The sequence below is a fragment of the Ruegeria sp. HKCCE3926 genome, assembly GCF_017872515.1.
Classification (GTDB): domain Bacteria; phylum Pseudomonadota; class Alphaproteobacteria; order Rhodobacterales; family Rhodobacteraceae; genus Ruegeria.
This window is the reverse complement of the sequence record NZ_JAEDOU010000002.1, coordinates 171930-191916: the sequence shown is the minus strand read 5'-3', so window position 1 is coordinate 191916 and position 19987 is coordinate 171930. Positions and strand designations below refer to the sequence as shown.

Genomic DNA, 19987 nt, shown 5'->3' with positions numbered 1-19987 from the left:
GAAATGAGCCACAACCAGGCTGTCGGCGCGACGCACGACGAACCGAAAATTGAAGGATTGCAGCCAGGCGCAAAGCTGTTGCGCGGGCAGTATGAAATCCTCCGCTATCTCAGCAACGGCGGATTTGGGATCACTTACCTGGCGCGCGACAGCCTGGAGCGCGACGTCGTGATCAAAGAGTGCTTCCCCGGAGCGCTGTGCCGCCGCAACGGTGATCTGGTCGAACCAAACGACCCGTCCTTCAAGGACGACCTGCGCTCGATCATTGACCTCTTTATTCAGGAGGCACGCAATCATGCGCGTCTGGTACATCCCAATATCGTAGATGTGCATCAGGTGTTCGAAGACAATGACACCGCATATATCGCAATGGATCTCATCCGTGGGTGCGACCTGCTGGATTACGTGGAAAACCCGGAGAATGACGGCGGCCCTGATTTCATCGTTCAGGTCACCGAAAAAATGTTGTCCGCGGTGTCTTTCATTCACCAGAGCGGCATGTTGCATCGGGACATTTCGCCGGACAACATTCTGATTGATGAAAACGGAGACCCCGTCCTGATCGATTTTGGCGCCGCACGCGAGCAAGCGGCGAACAAATCGGCAGCATTGCTGACCCTGCGCGTGATCAAGGATGGATACTCTCCGCACGAATTCTATGTGCGGGGCGCGGATCAAGGGCCCAGCAGCGACCTTTATGTTCTGGCCGCCACGCTTTATCACGCCATCAGCGGTGAACGCCCCATCGACGGCCAGAGCCGCCTGAACGCGTTCAACAACGGGCAGGATGACCCCTACACGCCATTGACCGGTCGTTTCGAAGGATACCCAGACGGGTTCCTCGAGGCGATTGACAAGGCGATGGAAGTTCACGCCACGGATCGTCTTCAATCTGCATTGGATTGGTTGCGCATGTTCCGCGGCCCTGGTGTCATGTTTGACACATTCGCCTATCGTCCCGTGTCCGTGATTGTCGGCATGGATCGCAAAGACAAAGAGGAAGAAAAGGCCCGGATCAAGGCCGAAAGCGAGAACGCCGAAGCCGTAGTTACGGCCCTGCTGGCCGGAAACTCGGACATCGTTCTTGGCAACGAAGACAAAAAAGATGGCGATCTGGCCAAAATCTCAAAGAAAGAGGAAACCCCGGTCGCTGTCGATACAGTGGTTCAGAGCGGGTCCGGCGGCAGCGGCAAGCTGATTGCAGGCGCGGCTGTTGTTGCAGTTGCGTTGGCTGCAGGTGGTTTCTTTGTGATGTCCGGCGACAAGACAGAAGACCAGGCAGAAACACCGGTCGCGCAGCCCATGGCAGACATACAGTCCGCTGAGACAGAGGCGCCCGTTACCGATCCTTCTGTCACAGAGGCCACCGATCCCGAACCCGAAGTGGTCGTTGCACCCGAACCCAAACCGGAAGAGCCTGTCGAGCAGGCACAACCAGTACCTGCGGAGCCAGCTGCCACAGAAACAGCCTCCGTAGACACTGAACGTTCCGAAATTCCGGCACAGTCGGAAGAAGTGACTGATATTGCAGCAGTGTCTGAGATCGAGACACCTGCGACTGATGCAATCGCCAACGCCGGTGTTCCGGCGGAACAGCAGGTGGCGTTTGCGCATTGGGATGTCGATATCCCCTTCCAGACATCCCGCCGCCGCGGCTCTACCGGAGCCACCATTGCAGTTACGGGGGTGGACGCCAATCAGGACATGAGCGTGATCGGCGATTGGGTACAGCGTGGCGCTGTCATCTATACCCTGAATGGCAGCCCGGTCCGCCAGGATGTACCTTTTGCGGCGCAGGTTCTGGATAACCTGAAGGTTGATGCCGATGGGTACACAAGGGTTGCTGCCCGCTATCGCCCGCTGGGTCAGACCCGGGCGCAAAATGGTTTGTTGGCCCTTCCCGCCATACGATCCGTTGGTTTAGAAAATGGTTACACCTTTACCGTGAGCGCCGATGGCAATAGCGGATGGCAAACCACGGTGAACGCAGTTCCGGCTGACGCGGCAGTAAGCCTGCAAAAAGACGATGTCCTTCTGAATGAAAGCCATTCCGGCATCACATTTGACGGCTCGGAAAGCCTTGATGAGATGCTGGCCGCACTCGTTTCAAGCGAGCAGCCTGAGGCAAATCTGACAGTGTTGCGCAATGGGGCCGAGACGGCCGCAATCATGCAACTTGCACAGGAGTAATCTGACCGGTTCGATAGTGATCTGCCAGTGTGTGTTTGCTGAGGGTGGTATCAAGGTGTGCCACCCTGGCGGGAACCGGCCCGCCGCAGAATGTACCAGTTCCCATGGGTATCCATTGAGTGGCTCTGCGCTGACGTGCAGGGAACAGTAGCAGCTTACGACGCGGCTTATCTGCGTCACTAACTTGAAGGTGTCGACACCATGTTCAAATACAAAAGCCCTCTGAGCCGGCTTCTCGAAGGTGCCGGCAAATCCAAAGAAGAAGACGTTGCCGAGAAACCGGCCACAGTAGACGGTGCTGTAAGCGAAGAAGAAAAGCAGGAACCTATTGCGGATTTCAACGCTTTGCGCGCCGCATTGGCCGGTGGAAACATGACATCCGAATCCTATGAGGAAACGGATGAACTGATCCCCGAAGAAAAGATGCCCGAGTTTGACGAGGCCGAGCCGGAGGCAGTGGCCGAACCCGAGGAGTCGATCTTTGCCGAAGACAGTTCGGAAGAAGACAACTTGGAAGAGGGCGACGCTCTGAAAAACGTTCTGGTGGAAGAGAATGTCGAAGAACTGGTTGAGGTCGAGCAGGTTGTCACCCTGCATGTGACGGAAACACCCGCCGAGACTTCGCCAGAGGAAGCAACGGCCGAGGTCGTGTCCGAACCTACCGAGCCAGAAGTCGGCGAGGTTGAGGTTGCCGAAGCTCCGGCCCCAGAAGAGAAGCAGGTCGAAGACACGGTTGAGCCGGTGATTGAGCAGGTTGAAACAGCCCCTGCCCCGGTCGAGGATCGCCGTTCACGGGTCAAAACGACATTTCTGGGATTTGAGCGCGCCGACACGCATGTTCAGGACCTGATCGAATCCTCCGAACCCGTCGCAAAAGCAGAAGCGGCGCAAGAGACATTCCCGGTGGGCTGGCTGGTTGTAACAGCCGGTCCGGGACGAGGTTCAAGCATTACGCTGACCGAAGGCCTGATGCAAATCGGGCGCAACGATGACCAGGCCATTCAGTTGGATTTTGGCGATACCGGCATTTCGCGCTCGAACCATGCAGTCATCGCCTATGACCCCGAAGACCGGAAGTGTTACTTGGGCCATGGCGGCAAGGCCAATCTTGTACGTCTGAACGGCAAACCTGTTCTCAGCACCGTGGCCCTGTCCAACGGAGACCTGATCCGCATCAGCGAAACCTCGATCCGGTTCATGGCTTTCTGCGACGACGGTTTTGATTGGCGGGATTCCTGATAAATGCTGGCAACTCCGGCATATGATGTTGCGCTGATCCTGAACCAGGGTCAGCGGGAAACGCAGGAAGACGCGATTGCAGCCCGCATGTTTGACGCGTCGGACGCGGGCTATGTTGTGATTGCGGACGGTATGGGCGGCCATGAGGCGGGTGAAATAGCTTCGGAAATGGTAGTGGCTGCATGGCGCGACGCGCTGGACGCAGAACTTGAGGCAGAAACCCTGAACGAAGGATCCGCGATAGATGCGCTTCCTTTGGCCGCCATGCAAGCCAATGCCGCGATCGCCAACTACACCGAGGCCAGGGGTCATGGCTTCAACATGGGATCAACCATGTTGGGTGTCCTTCTTCTGGGGCGGCGTGTGTTCTGGATTTCGATCGGCGACAGCCCTCTTTACCTGTTTCGGGACGGAGCGTTGACGCAGGTCAACGAAGACCACTCGATGGCACCCGTGATTGCGTCGAAAGTGGCTTCGGGCGAGATCACCGAAGCGGTGGCCCGGGACATGGACAGCAATCAATTAACGTCCGTGGTTACAGGCGGGGCCATTCCCAAAGTGGATTGCCCGGAAGATCCATTGATCGTGTCGCCCGCCGATGTCCTGATCCTTGGAAGTGATGGGTTGCAGTACATCAGCGACACCGAAATTCAAGCCATTCTGCGGGATCATCAACAGGGGCTGGCTCAAGACATTGCCGAAGCATTGCTGACGGCTGTGCAGGCCAAGGGTGACCCGGATCAGGACAATCTTTCTATCGCAGTGGCGAAACTCACAAGAACCTAAACAGGCAAAGCAACAGGACCCATGATAAAGCACTTACTCATATCAAGCCTTGCCCTTGCTGCCGCCACGGGCGCGGCATCTGCGCAAGAGGCGTGTTCAAGTTATGAAATTCAACGCGGCGATAGCTTACGGGAATTGGCAATCGAAGTGTATGCGACCGAGGACTTTCGCATCATTTTCGACGCGAACCGGGATGTTATCGGTTCCAACCCCAATATCATCCGCGTCGGCGACGTTCTGGAACTGCCCTGTCTGGAAGATGTCGGGCGTGCTCCGGCGCTTGCTGACACCGAGGCAGAGCGGCTGGCCGCCGAAATGGCGGCAGAGCTGGTAAAAGCCGCAGAAGAACGTGCCGAGAAAGCCGTGGCCGAAGCGGAAGCCCGCGTTGCCGCAGCGGAAGCCGAGGCAAAGAACGCGAGTGAAGAGGCGGTCGTTGCAGCACGCGCTGCTGCCAAGGAAGAGATTGAAGCCGCCCGTGCCGAAGCTGCCGCTTTGATCCGAAATGCCGGAACGGGTGAACGGCCCGAAATCCGGGACCGTCAATTGCTGTTGATCACTGGCGGTAACTACGCTCCGTTCACCGATGAATCTCTGCCCAATCGGGGGCTCTATACCCATCTGGTTGAGACAGCGATGTTTCGAGCCGCTCCCGAACAGGCCTACAAGATTCAGTTCGTGAATGACTGGTCTTCGCATCTGGACCTGTTGATGCCGACACTCGCATTTGACGCCACCTTCCCCTGGTCGCGCCCCAATTGCGAAGAGGCCGTTGCGCTGTCGGAAGATGATCGCAATCGGTGCGAGACCTACAATTTCTCAAACCCGTTCTACGAGGTCGTGGATACGTTCTTCGCCCGCGAAGGTTCCGGCTATGAGGAGACATTGACCTATGCCGATTTTGCCGGTGCAACGATCTGCCGGCCAGAGGGTTGGTCTTTGTCTCACATGGACGCTGTAAGCCTGTACGAACCGGTCATCAAACTTCTGCGGCCAACGTCACCGGATGATTGCTTTCACGCTTTGATGGAAGGCACCGCAGATATCGTCGCCATCGAGGCACATCTGGCAGCCGAGGCAATTGAACGGCTTGGGTACAAGCACCGGATTATCGAAAACCCCAACCTTGCGGCCATCAAGTCGCTCAACGTCATGACCCACAAAGATAATCCTGATGGGGAAGCGATCCTTGAGACGCTGAATCAGGGTCTGGCAATCATGCAGCAATCGGGCGAATGGCGCGACATCGTGTCAACCGCCCTGCGTCATCAAATGGAAAATGGATAAGGCCCCGATCTGGCCTGACAAACTAAAGTCTGGAGGAAGTGGACATGTTTAACGAGAAGATGAAAAAGGTAGCGCTTTCAGCAACTGCTATTACCGCTCTGAGCGCAGGTGCCGCTGCAGCACAGGAAGCTTGCACCAACTATACCGTCCAAGACGGCGACACCATGGCGACCATTGCAATCGCAGCCTACGGCACGTCGAACTATCAGCCGATCTTCAACGCGAACCGGAACGAAATCACCAACCCCAACGCTCTGGAGCCAGGTCTGGTTCTGGCCCTTCCCTGTGAGGACGGTAGCCTGCCCAATGGTCAGAGCGCGCAGGAAATCATCGCAGCTGAAGAACAACGCGCGGCCAGCGTCAAACGTTCGAGCGTCTACCAGCCACCGATCAAGCTGGTGACCGGCAATGGCTGGGCACCTTTCGCCGATGAATCGCTGAACGGCGGCGGAGCAATCACCCGTCTGGGCACCACGGCTTTGCAGCGTGGCGGCAACGCGCGCGACTATTCCGTAAGCTTCGTGGATGATTGGAACTCGCACTTGGAAACTCTTCTGCCTCTTGGCGCCTTTGACGTGTCCATGGCGTGGAACATGCCGGATTGCACCAACCGCACCTACGAATGGTCCTGGGAAACCGAGGTGCGCTGCACCCAGTTCGATTCATCTGTTCCGGTCTACGACATTGTCGTCGGGTTCTACACCATTCCGGAAAGCCAGTATGCGAATGCGACAACCTTTGAAGAGCTGAAGGGCGCCACGATCTGCCGTATGGATGGCTGGTTCATCCATGATCTGGAACAGGAAGGTCTGCACAACGGTGAAACCATGACGCTGATGCAGCCGATCACCGCACGCGAATGCCTTGACGCGGTCCTGACCGGCACCGCAGATGTTGCAACCTTTGAAGTTCAGCTGTTCTCGGACACAATGGTTGAAATGGGCCTGAACCAAAACGACCTGGTTGAGAACCCGTACGTGACCTCGCTTTCCTCGCTGCGCTTTATCAGCCACCGCAGCAATCCGTTCGGCAAGCAATACCTGGCGATGCTGAACAAAGGCCTGAACGAGATGCGCGAAACCGGGGAATGGTATGCGATCGTCTCCGACACGCTGCGCGAGCACAACGAAAAACTGATGGCAGCGTCGAACTGATCCCTCGGTTCAGCTGAAACTTTGGGGCCGGTTCTTCAATCGGCCCCTTTTTTGTCAGCGTCAAACACGAGGTTTTTCAGAATGACAAATTTTGGCCTCTTATCTGCTTCATAACAGCCTCAAATACGCAGCACCTTCAACCCCAAGCACGATCATCATTCAATTGATGCCAATGAAAGAGCGTGATTTGCATATGATACAGGGCGCCTTCAATATTCAGAATAACTCACCGTCGTCCGCGACCAGATCGGATTTGGACGTTGCAGTGATCTTGCCCTGCTACAACGAGGCCGTTGCCATAGGTGAAACCGTTCGGCAATTCCGCGCGGCCCTGCCCGACGCAACGATTTACGTATATGACAACAATTCCACCGACGACTCCGTCAAGGTCGCGCTTGAGGCAGGCGCGCGGGTCTATTCCGAAACATACCAGGGCAAAGGCAACGTGGTCCGTCGAATGTTTGCCGACGTTGATGCGGATGTCTACGTTATGGCTGACGGGGATGCGACCTATGACAGCGCGGCGGCGCCGGAATTGATCGACATGCTCGTTTCGCAGAATCTGGATATGGTCAACGGCGCCCGTGTGAATGAAGAAACTGAAGCCTATCGGCGCGGCCACAAATTTGGCAACGCGTTGTTCAGTTGGCTTGTGAAATTCTTCTTCAACAGCAAAATCAACGACCTGCTTTCGGGTTACCGCGTTTTCAGCAGACGCTTTGTCAAAAGCTTCCCCGCAGTATCAAACGGGTTCGAGATTGAAACAGAGCTAACAGTTCATGCGATGCAGATGCGCATGCCAATCGGTGAGGTTCAAACAAGGTATTCGTCACGCCTGCCGGATTCGAACTCTAAGTTGGCGACGTTTTCCGACGGGTGGCGGATTCTCAAAATGATCGGCTTGTTGATCAAGGATGAAAAGCCCGTTGCGTTTTTCCTGTCATTGGCCGTGTTGATGTTTTTGCCTTCGCTCTTTGTGTTTGCATCCGTATTCCGGGAATTTTTGGAAACAGGGCTTGTCGATAGAATTCCGTCTGTCGTCGTCGCAGTATCCGGTTTTGTTGCGACAATGCTGTCCATCGTCTGCGCTTTGATTCTGGAATCTCTGGCTCTTGCCCGGAGGGAAGCACGTCGTCTGTCATATTTGCAGCACAAAGGTGTAGCTGCGTCAGGCGTTGACCAAATCAAGCCATCGCTTGTCGAGGCTCAAACCCGTCGATTTGGCTGATTAAAATCAACCCCCAGTTCAATGCTAGTCAAATGAACGGCCTGTTCGCGCGTAAGCGTCTGAACAGGCTGGTTTGTTCAAGGATTTGGTGAACCAGATACGCAAATGGCCAGCACCCCAAATGCTGGCCATTTTTCTGAGTGAGTGATATAGCCCTAAGGCCTCACCAGTGAAATTCTTTGTCCCCAAATATCTAACGCGGACTGAAAACCGGCGCTATTGGGGGAATCCCGTAAGTCTTAAATTTTTCCAAAAATCAGGATCTTTCGATCCTTGCTGACCGCCCTGTTCGCAGTTTCAGGAAAGCGATCGAAATTTGCGCCTGGTGTCCGGACGGCCCAAGCGCTGGAACCCAACGTGATGCGCAGATGTTTACCGGGCACACATTGCGCAAGTCGTTCATAGAACCTGACAAGGTTGGTTTTAACGGCGCAGCCACAGCAAGCTACAGATCGTCAGGCGTAAGGTTCGGGGCGGGTCTTTGGGCAATCCCGCGTTCCATGAAAAGGACCGCGCAAAGGCGGTCCCTTCGTGTCTTGATGTCGGACGAAACTCGCCCGCCTGTTCGACGGCGATCAGCCGATGATTGCGTTCAGCGTAGCGCTGGGGCGCATCACAGCGGCGGTTTTGACCGGGTCAGTGTGATAGTACCCGCCCAAATCCACCGACGGTCCTTGGACTGCGGCCAGTTCCGACAAGATCTGCTCTTCTTTCTCTGCCAGCGCTTTTGCAAGTGGTGCCATTTCAGCTGCCAGATCGGCATCGTCAGATTGGGCAGCCAAGGCTTGGGCCCAGTAGCGCGCGAACCAGTAGTGGCTGTCGCGGTTGTCCGGTTCGCCGACTTTTCGACTTGGCGACCGGTTGTTGTCCAAAATGCCCTGAGTTGCGGCCTCTGCCGCAGCGCCAAGAACACCTGCCTTCGCGTTTCCTTTGGCGTCGGCCAGGAAGTTCAGGGATTCCCCAAGCGCGCAGAATTCACCCATCGAATCCCAGCGCAGGTGATTTTCCTCGACCAATTGCTGCACGTGTTTCGGTGCCGAGCCCCCTGCCCCGGTTTCGAACAGGCCGCCGCCATTCATAAGCTTGACGATCGACAGCATCTTGGCCGAGGTGCCCAGTTCGAGAATCGGGAACAGGTCGGTCAGATAGTCACGCAGCACGTTGCCGGTGATGGCGATGCTGTCCTTTCCGGCGGTGATGGTTTCCAGCGTCTGGCGCGTTGCCTCGCGCGGGGCCATGATCTGGAACTTGTCAGCCACGCCCGCAGCCTCGAGCGCCGGTTCGACATATTTGATCAGCTCTGCGTCGTGGGCACGGTTCGCATCCAGCCAGAAGATCGCCTCGGATCCGGTCAGGCGCTGACGGTCCATCGCCAACTGTATCCAGTTCTCGATCGGCGCCTTCTTGACGGTGCAGGCCCGCCAGATGTCACCCTTTTCGACCTCGTGCGAAAGCAGGGCCTCGCCATTGGCCAGAACGATGCGCATTGAGCCGTCGGCGGGCGCCTCGAAGGTGGTCGGGTGGCTGCCGTATTCCTCGGCCTTCTGCGCCATAAGGCCAACATTTGCGACCGCACCGGCAGTGGCGGGATTCAATGCACCATTGGCTTTGAAGAACTTGATGCTTTCATCATAAACAGTTGCATAGCACCGGTCGGGGATGACGCAATTTGTATCACCCTTGGCACCGGTCTCATCCCAACCCTTGCCGCCCGCGCGGATCACCGCTGGCATCGAAGCATCAATGATCACATCGGAAGGAACATGCAGGTTGGTGATGCCCTTGTCGCTATCCACCATATACATGGATGGACGATCAGACTTGATCGCGTTTATTGCGGCGACGATCTCGGCATTGTATTGTACCCGCTCAAGCAAATCGCCAAGACCCGAGTTCGGATTCACACCCAGCGCATCCAGTTCCGCACCGAATTTGTCGAAAACCGGCGCCAACCAGGCCTTGACCGCATAGCCAAAGATGATCGGGTCCGAGACCTTCATCATCGTGGCTTTCAGGTGCAACGAGAACATTGTGCCGTCTTTCTTGGTGTCCTCGATGGCCTCTGCAAGAAAGGATGACAGTGCTTTGACCGACATGAAGGTCGCATCAGCCACGGTGCCTTCGTCCAGCGGCCACGCGTTCTTAAGGACAGTCACACTGCCGTCTTTGCTGACAAACTCGATCCTTGCATCGCCCGCTTGGGCAGCGGTGATGGTGGACGATTTCTCATTGGCGTAAAAATCGTTGCCCGACATGGACGAGACTTTGGTTTTGCTGTCCGAGGTCCATTCGCCCATGGAATGCGGGTTGTTGCGGGCATAGTTTTTGACAGCCCGCGCCGCACGGCGGTCACTGTTACCTTCACGCAGAACCGGGTTCACGGCCGAGCCTTTGATGGCATCATAACGCGCACGGATCGCCTTTTCTTCGTCGGTCGAAGGTTCTTCGGGATAGGCCGGGATATCATAGCCTTGCGACTGCAACTCTTCTATGGCGGCCACCAGTTGCGGAACCGATGCCGAGATGTTCGGCAGCTTGATCACATTGGCGTCCGGGGTTTTTACCAGCTCACCCAATGCTGCCAGATCGTCCGAGACACGCTGCTCATCCGTCAGGTTTTCGGGGAAGGCTGCCAGAATGCGCCCGGCCAGTGAAATGTCCTTGGTGCCCACGCTGACGCCAGCAGCCGAAGCGAACTTGCGAATGATGGGCAGGAACGAGGCGCTGGCCAGTTCGGGCGCTTCGTCTACAATGGTATACAATATGTCGAAGTTCGATTTATCTGCCATATTCTTTTACCTTTTTAAGCCTTTCGGGGCGTGCGATCCAAGAGTTGAAGCCACTTCAGCGTGGCGCGGGAGGGGCGCGATCACGATACCGCCCCTGGGTGACTCTGTTTTGACAGGGCCTCCCTTAAATCACGTTACGCTGGGAATCAATCATCTGTGCCCGCGCGTTTTGCCACGGGCTGGGCTTGGATGGCTTTTGATGTCATCAGCTCAACGTTTCACCCGGCTGTCTTTGGCGTTTCCCTTCAGGTCACGCCACATGTTTTCCATGAAGCTGCCCGGCTGGTCCCACGAATTTTTTCGGGTTGCGGCCAAGGATTACCGAAATCTCTGCCCTGTCTCGGGATCAAATACCATGGCACGGTCAGGTTGAATGGATATGCCAATCCGGTCACCGGTTTTGCTGCGCTGGTCATCCCGCTCTTCCACAACCAGTTTGTCCCCATTTGGCGTCAGCAAATACGAGTAGGATACACCCCCAAGCGCTTCGGTCAGGTCCACAGTGCAGGTGTCGGCAGACCGGTCGATGTGAATATGTTCAGGGCGCATCCCCAACGTCACCTTGCCCGTTCCGGCAGGAACAGTTGCCGAGACCGGCAATGGCTGGCCCAAAGCGGGATGGGTGACATGGCCGTCAGTATAATCGCAATCAAGAAAGTTCATCGCGGGCGAGCCGATGAAACCTGCAACAAACCGGTTGTCGGGATCACGGTACAGATCCATCGGGGCGCCGACCTGTTCGATCCGGCCATCGCGCAGCACCACAATCTTGTCGGCCATCGTCATGGCTTCGACCTGATCATGGGTCACATAGATCATGGTTGCACCGATTTCCTGATGCAGACGCGCGATTTCGACGCGCATCTCGACACGCAATTCAGCGTCCAAGTTGGACAGGGGTTCGTCAAACAGAAAAACCTCGGGCCCGCGTACAATCGCCCGCCCGATCGCAACCCTTTGCCGTTGCCCCCCGGACAGGGCCTTGGGTTTGCGCTTGAGGTAAGGATCAAGCTTCAGGATGCTCGAAGCCTCCTGCACCTTCTGGTCGATCTCGGCTTTTGGGACACCATTCATGCGCAGACCAAATCCCATGTTTTCCGCCACTGACATGTGCGGGTAGAGCGCATAAGTCTGAAACACCATCGCCACGCCGCGCTTGGCTGGATCCATATGTGTCACCTCGCGCGATCCGATGTGAATCTCACCTTCCGAGGTTTCTTCCAGCCCTGCAATCATCCGCAACAACGTGGATTTTCCGCACCCTGAAGGCCCTACAAAAACGCAGAACTCACCATCTTCGATTTGCAGGTCGATCCCATGAATGACCTGTGTCTGACCGTACCGTTTGATTGCCCGATTCAGAGTTACACCTGTCATGTCATCAGCATCCTGTCGTTTTTGGAACTAGGGCCTGTTTCGGGAAACCGCCAGGCTTGTGCCTCGGTTCCGATTTGTTCAGCCACGCGCCGCAGGCGCGGCACCCAGGCTTCGAGTTGATCGAAATCCATTCGTTCGGTGGACCCGGTTATCGAAATTGCCCCAAGCATCCGACCGTTCGACGTCAGAACTGGGCAGGCGATGCATATGATGCCAGGCTCGTGCTCTTCATCATCGATGGCAAATCCCCGGCTGCGAATTCTGTCAAGATCAGCCCGCAACATCTTTTCGGATGTCAGCGTTTTGTCGGTGAAGCGGTGATAGCTTTGCTGCGACGCCGCCCTGTTCAACGCATCTTCGTCCAAAAATGCCAGCATCGCCTTGCCGACCCCTGTGCAGTAGGCCGGGCCAACTTTACCAGCCTGAGAGTACATCTCGATTGGTTGTGCGGCGTTGCGTTTGTCGACGTAAAGAACCTGACTGGAATCAAGCTGCGCCAGATGCACGGTTTCACCGGTTTCTTGACTGAGGGCATCCAGAAAAGGCCGCGCTATCGGGGCCAATGAGCTTTGCGTCCATGCCGCATGGGCCAACCGGACCAGCCGCATTCCGGGCGCATAGGTCTGCCTGTCGCGGTTATAAGACAGCATTCCCTGGTTGGTGAGGGATTGCAGAAATCGATACAGGGTCGCCTTTGGAAAATCGCTGCTTTCCAAAAGTTCAGCGAATCGAACGGGGCGCTCGAACGATGCTACGTGATCCAGCACATCACATGCTTTGCCTATAGTTCCGTCACCTGACACGGGCCATCATTCTCCTCCGATTATCCCTCGCCATCCTCACGAGGGTCTTGACAACAGTAACCGAGTCGATGTGTAGTTTTCAATATATAAAACACGGTTTCACTATTTGGAACCTTGTGGGAGAGAAACAGGGAGGAAACTATGTATTCAACTTTCAAGCGCACGACGGCTGCGCTGGCGCTTGGTGTCGCGATGGCGGCACCAGCAGCTGCGGAACTCACCGGAGAGCTGCGGATCTTTCTGGACACATCGAACCCGGCGCCACGCGCGACGATGGAGGCGATGATCGAACGGTTCGGGGCACAGCATCCGGGGTTGGAAATCGAAACAACCGTCATCGACCGCGAAGCCTATAAAACGCAGATCCGGAACTTCCTGACGGCTGACACCCCGGACGTGGCCACGTGGTACGCGGCCAACCGTATGAAACCATATGTCGAGGCGGGTCTGTTCGAGGACGTTTCAGATTTGTGGGCCGAGCCCGAGATCGCCGACAATCTCGCTTCGACCAAGGGCGCTTTGACAATCGACGGCAAGCAATGGGGTGTGCCGTATACCTATTATCAGTGGGGTGTCTACTATCGCAAAGACATCTTTGACGAGCTGGGCCTGAGCGAGCCGACTACTTGGGAAGAAGAACTGTCCAACTGCCAGAAAATCGTCGATTCAGGACGCGCCTGCTACACGATCGGCACCAAGTTCCTTTGGACCGCTGGTGGCTGGTTTGACTACTTGAACATGCGCACAAACGGCTTTGATTTTCATCAGCAATTGGCCAATGGCGAAGTCAGCTGGGAAGACGACCGGGTCAAGCAGACCTTCGCCAACTGGAAACAGTTGATCGACATGGGCGCATTCATCGACAACCACCAGACCTACAGCTGGCAGGAAGCGCTGCCCTTCATGGTCAATGGTGAGGCAGCAGCCTATCTGATGGGCAACTTCGCAGTGGCACCGTTGCGCGATGCGGGCCTGACAGATGACCAGCTGGATTTCTACCAGTTCGTCGCGATCAATCCCGATGTTGAGCTGGCCGAAGACGCTCCGACAGACACGTTCCACATCCCGACCAATGCTTCGAACAAGGAAGCTGCGCGCGAATTCCTGCGTTTTGTGGTCTCTGCTGATGAACAGACCGAAATCAACAACGGCGCGAATCTCGGCCAATTGCCGGTCAACGCGCAATCCGCTGTGGATGACGACAAGTTCCTGCAACAGGGCTTTGAAATGCTTTCGTCCAACAGCCCCGGTGGGGTAGCCCAGTTCTGGGACCGCGACGCGCCTGCGGAAATGGCCAAAGTGTCCATGGAAGGTTTCCAGGAATTCATGGTCAAACCCGACAACTTGGACCGGATACTGGCCAAACTCGAACGCGCGCGCGAGCGTATTTACGATAACTGATCAGGCAAGGGTCGGGCCAAAGCCCGGCCCACGCTCCTTTGAATCGTAGGGCGGGTTCCGACCCGCCTTGCTCCAACAGACCCGAGTTTCCAATGACAGTTGCAGCCGACGCCTCAGAACAGGAAAGCTGGTTCCATCGCAATCAACAACGCATCGCACCCTGGCTGTTTCTGGCCCCCGGGATGCTGTTCTTCTTGGTCTATGTGATTATCCCGGTATTCCAGTCCTTCAACCTGTCGCTTTACGAGTGGGACGGCCTGGGCGCTGCGGAATACGTCGGCTTTCGCAACTACGAAGACCTCTACTGGGAATGGGTAGACCGGGATGCTTTCTACATCTCGATGAAGAACAATCTGATCTGGCTGATCCTGTACTTGGCCGCGATTCCGGCAGGTTTGTTCATCGCCCTGTTCCTGAATCAGACAGTTTGGGGCATCCGCCTGTATAAGTCCCTGTTTTTCTTTCCTTTCGTGATTTCTCAGGTCGTGGTGGGGCTGGTGTTCACCTGGTTCTACGATCCGACCTTCGGGTTGCTGAACGAATTCCTCGACCTCTTCGGCCTTGGTCCCCTGAACGTGCTTGGCGATGAGCGCTTTGTGACCTACGGCATCATCTTCGCCGGCCTCTGGCCACAAACCGCCTATTGCATGATCCTGTACCTCACCGGCCTGAACGCTGTGGACCCGGAACAGATCGAAGCGGGACGCCTGGACGGGGCCAAGGGTTGGAAGATGCTTTGGCACATCATCATCCCACAATTACGGCCCGCAACCTTTATCGCGTTTGTCGTGACCATCATCGGCGCATTACGGTCATTCGACCTGATCTCGATCATGACACAAGGCGGACCTTTCGGATCCTCCCGCGTGCTGGCCTATTACATGTTCGAGGTCGCCCTGTCCGAATATGGCTTCCGCATGGGTTATGGCGCGGCCATCGCCGTGATCCTTTTCCTGATCATGTTGTGCTTCATCGCCTACTTCCTGTGGTCGATGTACCGTGAAGAGAAGGGGCGCTGAGATGTTTCCCAAACCCATCGAAAAACAACCCCGCGCGGCGCAGATCACGTATCAAGCCATGCTTCCATTGGCCCTTCTGTTGTGGCTGGGTCCCCTGCTGGCGGTTGCTCTTTTCTCGGTAAAACCCGCTGCTGACTTCACCAACGCGAATTACTGGGGAATGCCGTCCAGCTTTGAAGGCGCCTTTAACTATGGTCAGGTGTTCTTTAATTCGGACATGCCGCGATACCTGCTGAATTCATTCATGATCACCGTCCCTACCGTGATCGGAGCGGTGGCGCTCAGCTGCATGACCGGCTTCGCGCTTGGCATTTACAAGTTCAAGTCGAACCTCTGGATCTTCTTCATGTTCGTGGCCGGGAATTTCGTGCCCTTTCAGATCTTGATGGTGCCGGTTCGGGATCTGACCCTGCAACTTGGGCTCTACAACACCAAGACCGGGCTGGTCCTGTTTCACATCGCCTTCCAGACCGGGTTCTGCACCCTGTTCATGCGCAACTTCATCCGCGCCCTGCCCTTTGAACTGATCGAGGCAGCACGGGTCGAAGGCATCAGCGAATGGCGCATCTTCTGGTACGTGGTCCTGCCGCTGATGAAGCCCGCGATCGCCGCGCTCAGCGTGCTGATCTTCACCTTCATCTGGAACGACTATTTCTGGGCCGTCGTCCTGACGCAAGGCGCGGAAAGCCAGCCTGTAACTGCCGGAATCACCAGTTTCAACGCACAATTCCGCGCCGCTTATCAATTGATGAGCGCGGGCTCCATTGTGGCAGCTCTGCCACCGGTGGCCATGTTCTTCCTGATGCAGAAACACTTCATTGCGGGTTTGACCCTCGGAGCTGTGAAATGACCAAAATTACCTTTATCGGTGCCGGGTCCACAATTTTCATGCAGAACATCATTGGAGATGCTCTGTTGACCCCTGCGCTGGCCGACAGTCACTTTGCGCTTATGGATATCGACCCCCAGCGCCTTGCGGAAAGCGAAGCTGTTGCGCGCTCCATGATCCGCTCGGTCGGGGCCGGGGCGACTGTCTCGACCCATACCGACCGCCGTGCGGCGCTGGACGGGGCCGATTTCGTCATCACCGCCTTTCAGGTCGGGGGGTACAAGCCCTGTACGATCACCGATTTCGAGATCCCCAAGCAGTATGGCTTGCGTCAAACCATCGCTGATACGCTGGGCGTCGGAGGAATCATGCGAGGCCTGCGCACGGTTCCGGTGCTTTGGGATGTCGCAGGGGACATGATGCAACTCTGTCCGAACGCGACATTGCTGCAATATGTAAATCCGATGGCCATCAACACCTGGGCACTGGCCGAACGCTTCCCTTCCCTGAAACATGTGGGCCTTTGCCACTCGGTTCAAAATACGGTCGAGGAACTGGCCCACGATCTGGATCTGCCAAAGGATGAGTTCCGCTACAAAGTCGCGGGCATCAATCACGTCGCATTCTTTCTGAAACTGGAACATCAGGGCCGCGACCTGTATCCGGCACTGCGACGGGGCTATCACGCGGGGAAATTCCCGAAGGCACCGCTGCTGATGCCGCGCTGCCCCAACAAGGTGCGGTACGAGGTGATGGATCATCTGGGCTATTTCTGCACGGAAAGCTCGGAACACCTGGCCGAATACGTGCCGTGGTTCATCAAGGACGGGCGACAGGACCTGATCGAGGAATTCTCGATCCCGCTGGACGAATACCCCACCCGCTGCGTCGAGCAGGTCGAGATGTGGAAGGAACAGGCCAAGACCCTGACCGACGGGCGCAATATCGATGTCACGCGCAGCCACGAATTCGCCGCCGACCTGATGAACGCGATCGCAACGAACACGCCCTACATGGCCTATGGCAACCTGCCCAATACCGGCCAGATCCCGCAACTGCCCATGGGCGCGGCGGTCGAAACCCCCTGCCTGGTCGACAGCAACGGCGTACAGCCTTCTGTCGTGACCGACATCCCGCCGCAGTTGATTGCCCTGATGCGCACCCAGATCAACGTACAGGAACTGACTGTTCGGGCCCTGACAGAACAGAACCCCGAATATATTTATCACGCCGCGATGATGGATCCGCACACCGCCGCCGAACTGGACCTGCGCCAGATCCGAAACCTTGTCACGGATCTGCTGACGGCCCATAACGATTGGCTGCCCGACTGGTGCCGACCGGCCCGCGCCGCCTGATCTTCATCATTTTGCAAATACTCAGTTCCAACTTCAGCCAAGAAAAACAAAGCCAGACATGATAAAACGCCGCTCACAGCATTGGTATGGAAAACTCGACAAGGATGGCTTCATCCACCGGTCGTGGATGAAAAACCAGGGCTTTCCCGACCACGCTTTTGACGGACGACCCATAATTGGCATCTGCAACACCTGGTCGGAACTGACCCCCTGCAACTCGGGCCTGCGCGACCTGGCCGAGGGCGTAAAACGCGGCGTATGGGAGGCGGGAGGCTTTCCGGTAGAATTCCCCGTCATGTCGCTGGGTGAAACCCAGATGAAACCCACCGCGATGCTGTTCCGCAACCTGCTGGCCATGGATGTCGAAGAATCGATCCGCGCCTATGGTATTGACGGAGTCGTTCTGTTGGGCGGCTGCGACAAGACCACGCCGGGGCAACTGATGGGGGCGGCGTCAGTCGATCTGCCTTCGATCGTCGTCAGTTCAGGCCCGATGCTGAACGGTAAATACCGTGGACAGGATATCGGATCCGGCACCGATGTCTGGAAATTTTCCGAGGCCGTTCGGGCCGGCGAAATGACCTTGCAGGATTTCATGAACGCTGAATCCGGCATGTCGCGCAGCGCTGGTGTCTGCATGACCATGGGCACGGCGTCCACCATGGCATCGCTGGTCGAGGCGATGGGCATGAGCCTGCCCACCAATGCCGCGCTTCCGGCGGTCGACGCCCGCCGCATGGCGCTGGCGCACATGACCGGCCGGCGCATCGTCGAGATGGTGGAAGAAGACCTCAAGCCCTCGGACATCCTGACCAAAGAGGCGTTTGAGAACGCCATCCTCGCCAATGCCGCCGTAGGAGGCTCGACCAACGCTGTGGTTCACCTGCTGGCGCTGGCGGGACGTGTCGGGGTTGACCTGACCCTGAAAGACTTTGAAATCGGATCCGAAATACCGCTGCTGGTCAACTGCATGCCGTCGGGCAAATACCTGATGGAAGACTTCTGCTACGCAGGCGGCATGCCGGTTGTACTGAATGAACTCAAATCGTTCCTGCGCCCGGCAAAGACGGTTCTGAACAAGGATATCTCAGCACATTACGAAGGGGCCGAGTGTTACAACTCGGACGTCATCCGTCCCTTCGATGATCCTGTAAAGCCCGCTGCGGGCCTGCGAGTTCTGCGCGGCAACCTTGCGCCGAATGGGGCAATCGTCAAGCCTTCGGCGGCCACTGACGCGCTTCTTGAAACCGAGGGCGAGGCTTTTGTGTTCGACAACATCGAAGACCTGAAGGCCAATATAGACCGTGAAGACCTGCCGGTCACGGCCAAGAGCATTCTGGTGCTCAAAGGGTGTGGCCCCAAGGGGTATCCGGGCATGCCCGAGGTCGGCAACATGCCAATTCCGGCGAAATTGGTGAAAGAGGGTGTGCGAGACATGATCCGGATCTCGGATGCCCGCATGTCGGGAACAGCTTATGGCACCGTCATTTTGCATGTCAGCCCCGAAGCACAGGCGGGTGGCACGCTGGCGCTGGTCAAAAGCGGAGACCGCATCCGTGTTTCAGCCAGCAGCGGCGAACTGGAACTGCTTGTGGACGAAAACGAACTGAACGCCCGCCGCGCCGCGTGGCAACCGGATGATCCGCACTACACACGCGGATATGCAAAACTTTACATCGACCACGTGCTGCAAGCGGATCAGGGGGCGGATCTGGATTTCCTTGTTGGCAAAGACACGCGCCTCGTGACCAGAGAGAGCCACTGATGACCCAACCAGCTACATTCCACGATCTCAACGGGGCCTCCGTCTATATCACCGGCGGCGGCTCGGGCGTCGGTGCGGCGCTGACAGATGGATTCATGGCACAGGGGGCCAATGTGGCCTTCATTGGTCGGTCGGATGCCAGCGGTTTTGTCGAAGAGATGCGCGACAAGCACGGCCGCGCGCCGCTGTTCCTGCAAGGCGACATGACGGATACCGAACTACTGCACGCGACGATGGCCAAGGCTGCCGAGGCTCATGGTCCTTTGAACGTCTTGGTGAACAATGCAGCCAACGACCAACGTCATACGCTTGAGGAAACCACGACGGAATTCTGGGACTGGATGATCGAGGTGAACCTGAAAGCCTATTATTTCGCGTGTCAGGAAGCCGCCCGGCAAATGAAAGATGGCGGGTCGATCATCAATTTCAGCTCGATCAGTTACATGATGGGCAATGCTGGCTATCCGATCTATACGACCTCGAATGCCGGGATCACGGGGATGACACGGTCATTGGCACGAGAACTGGGGCCGAGGAAAATCCGCGTCAACGCTCTGGCCCCCGGCTGGGTTCTGACGCAAAAACAGTTGGATAAATGGGCCACGCCCGAGGATCTGGCGGCGCATTTGGACCGGCAATGTCTGAAAGAGCACCTGAAGCCCGAGGATATGATAGCACCAACACTTTTTCTGGCGTCCAAGGCCAGCCATGCGATGACCGGGCAATGTATGGCTGTTGATGGCGGCGTTGTGGTTTCGGGGTAAT

General features: G+C 56.6%; 15 protein-coding genes. 12 read left to right on the top strand and 3 right to left on the bottom strand.

The window, feature by feature from the left end; translation table 11 throughout:
• The first annotated feature begins 3 nt into the window (after positions 1-3).
• The 6 genes from I9184_RS09080 to I9184_RS09055 all read left to right on the top strand — a co-directional run bounded on the left by I9184_RS09080 (position 4) and on the right by I9184_RS09055 (position 7881).
• A complete protein-coding gene (locus I9184_RS09080) occupies positions 4-2190 on the top strand; it encodes a serine/threonine-protein kinase (RefSeq protein WP_209833920.1) in 2187 nt (728 codons plus the stop codon).
• Positions 2191-2391: 201 nt separating this feature from the next.
• On the top strand, positions 2392-3429 hold the full coding sequence (locus I9184_RS09075) for an FHA domain-containing protein (protein ID WP_209833918.1): 1038 nt from the start codon (positions 2392-2394) through the stop codon (positions 3427-3429).
• Positions 3430-3432: 3 nt separating this feature from the next.
• On the top strand, positions 3433-4215 hold the full coding sequence (locus tag I9184_RS09070; protein WP_171723769.1) for a protein phosphatase 2C domain-containing protein: 783 nt from the start codon (positions 3433-3435) through the stop codon (positions 4213-4215).
• A gap of 21 nt (positions 4216-4236) precedes the next feature.
• Complete coding sequence (locus tag I9184_RS09065) at positions 4237-5499, top strand: transporter substrate-binding domain-containing protein (RefSeq protein ID WP_171636090.1); 1263 nt, start codon at positions 4237-4239, stop codon at positions 5497-5499.
• Between the two features lie 44 nt (positions 5500-5543).
• On the top strand, positions 5544-6653 hold the full coding sequence (locus I9184_RS09060) for a transporter substrate-binding domain-containing protein (RefSeq protein ID WP_171636092.1): 1110 nt from the start codon (positions 5544-5546) through the stop codon (positions 6651-6653).
• 265 nt (positions 6654-6918) lie between these two features.
• On the top strand, positions 6919-7881 hold the full coding sequence (locus I9184_RS09055) for a glycosyltransferase family 2 protein (RefSeq protein ID WP_348539516.1): 963 nt from the start codon (positions 6919-6921) through the stop codon (positions 7879-7881).
• Between the two features lie 575 nt (positions 7882-8456).
• Here the strand turns inward: I9184_RS09055 and I9184_RS09050 are convergent.
• From I9184_RS09050 to I9184_RS09040, 3 genes are all read right to left on the bottom strand, one after another.
• The gene (locus tag I9184_RS09050) at positions 8457-10670 is read right to left on the bottom strand and encodes an NADP-dependent isocitrate dehydrogenase (RefSeq protein WP_209833914.1); all 2214 of its coding nucleotides are present in this window, start codon (positions 10668-10670) and stop codon (positions 8457-8459) included.
• A gap of 318 nt (positions 10671-10988) precedes the next feature.
• Positions 10989-12047, bottom strand: coding sequence for a sn-glycerol-3-phosphate ABC transporter ATP-binding protein UgpC (gene ugpC / locus I9184_RS09045; protein ID WP_209833912.1), 1059 nt, complete (start codon positions 12045-12047; stop codon positions 10989-10991).
• Positions 12044-12850: an IclR family transcriptional regulator gene (locus I9184_RS09040; protein ID WP_171723772.1), complete on the bottom strand. Its 807-nt coding sequence runs from the start codon at positions 12848-12850 to the stop codon at positions 12044-12046. The genes ugpC and I9184_RS09040 overlap by 4 nt, the downstream gene beginning before the upstream one ends.
• A 141-nt stretch (positions 12851-12991) precedes the next feature.
• Here I9184_RS09040 and I9184_RS09035 point away from each other — a divergent pair, with 141 nt between their 5' ends.
• The 6 genes from I9184_RS09035 to I9184_RS09010 all read left to right on the top strand — a co-directional run bounded on the left by I9184_RS09035 (position 12992) and on the right by I9184_RS09010 (position 19986).
• Complete coding sequence (locus I9184_RS09035; RefSeq protein WP_171636102.1) at positions 12992-14251, top strand: ABC transporter substrate-binding protein; 1260 nt, start codon at positions 12992-12994, stop codon at positions 14249-14251.
• A gap of 92 nt (positions 14252-14343) precedes the next feature.
• Positions 14344-15270 (top strand): sugar ABC transporter permease, encoded by a 927-nt coding sequence (locus I9184_RS09030; protein WP_171636104.1) that lies wholly within the window; start codon positions 14344-14346, stop codon positions 15268-15270.
• A gap of 1 nt (position 15271) precedes the next feature.
• Positions 15272-16120 carry a carbohydrate ABC transporter permease gene (locus I9184_RS09025; RefSeq protein ID WP_170345350.1) on the top strand — a complete coding sequence of 283 codons (849 nt, stop codon included), beginning with the start codon at positions 15272-15274 and terminating at the stop codon, positions 16118-16120.
• Positions 16117-17457, top strand: a complete 1341-nt coding sequence (locus I9184_RS09020; RefSeq protein ID WP_209833910.1) for an alpha-glucosidase/alpha-galactosidase — start codon at positions 16117-16119, stop codon at positions 17455-17457. The genes I9184_RS09025 and I9184_RS09020 overlap by 4 nt, the downstream gene beginning before the upstream one ends.
• Positions 17458-17515: 58 nt before the next feature.
• On the top strand, positions 17516-19222 hold the full coding sequence (locus I9184_RS09015; RefSeq protein WP_209833908.1) for an IlvD/Edd family dehydratase: 1707 nt from the start codon (positions 17516-17518) through the stop codon (positions 19220-19222).
• Complete coding sequence (locus I9184_RS09010; protein WP_171636111.1) at positions 19222-19986, top strand: SDR family oxidoreductase; 765 nt, start codon at positions 19222-19224, stop codon at positions 19984-19986. The genes I9184_RS09015 and I9184_RS09010 overlap by 1 nt, the downstream gene beginning before the upstream one ends.
• Position 19987 lies beyond the last annotated feature (1 nt).

Coding starts and splice junctions, on each gene's coding strand:
- I9184_RS09030 (WP_171636104.1), top strand. CDS start 14,344: ATGACAGTTGCAGCCGACGCCTCAGAACAGGAAAGCTGGTTCCATCGC.
- I9184_RS09025 (WP_170345350.1), top strand. CDS start 15,272: ATGTTTCCCAAACCCATCGAAAAACAACCCCGCGCGGCGCAGATCACG.
- I9184_RS09010 (WP_171636111.1), top strand. CDS start 19,222: ATGACCCAACCAGCTACATTCCACGATCTCAACGGGGCCTCCGTCTAT.
- I9184_RS09060 (WP_171636092.1), top strand. CDS start 5,544: ATGTTTAACGAGAAGATGAAAAAGGTAGCGCTTTCAGCAACTGCTATT.
- I9184_RS09065 (WP_171636090.1), top strand. CDS start 4,237: ATGATAAAGCACTTACTCATATCAAGCCTTGCCCTTGCTGCCGCCACG.
- I9184_RS09015 (WP_209833908.1), top strand. CDS start 17,516: ATGATAAAACGCCGCTCACAGCATTGGTATGGAAAACTCGACAAGGAT.
- ugpC (WP_209833912.1), bottom strand. CDS start 12,047: ATGACAGGTGTAACTCTGAATCGGGCAATCAAACGGTACGGTCAGACA.
- I9184_RS09050 (WP_209833914.1), bottom strand. CDS start 10,670: ATGGCAGATAAATCGAACTTCGACATATTGTATACCATTGTAGACGAA.
- I9184_RS09020 (WP_209833910.1), top strand. CDS start 16,117: ATGACCAAAATTACCTTTATCGGTGCCGGGTCCACAATTTTCATGCAG.
- I9184_RS09075 (WP_209833918.1), top strand. CDS start 2,392: ATGTTCAAATACAAAAGCCCTCTGAGCCGGCTTCTCGAAGGTGCCGGC.
- I9184_RS09080 (WP_209833920.1), top strand. CDS start 4: ATGAGCCACAACCAGGCTGTCGGCGCGACGCACGACGAACCGAAAATT.
- I9184_RS09035 (WP_171636102.1), top strand. CDS start 12,992: ATGTATTCAACTTTCAAGCGCACGACGGCTGCGCTGGCGCTTGGTGTC.
- I9184_RS09070 (WP_171723769.1), top strand. CDS start 3,433: ATGCTGGCAACTCCGGCATATGATGTTGCGCTGATCCTGAACCAGGGT.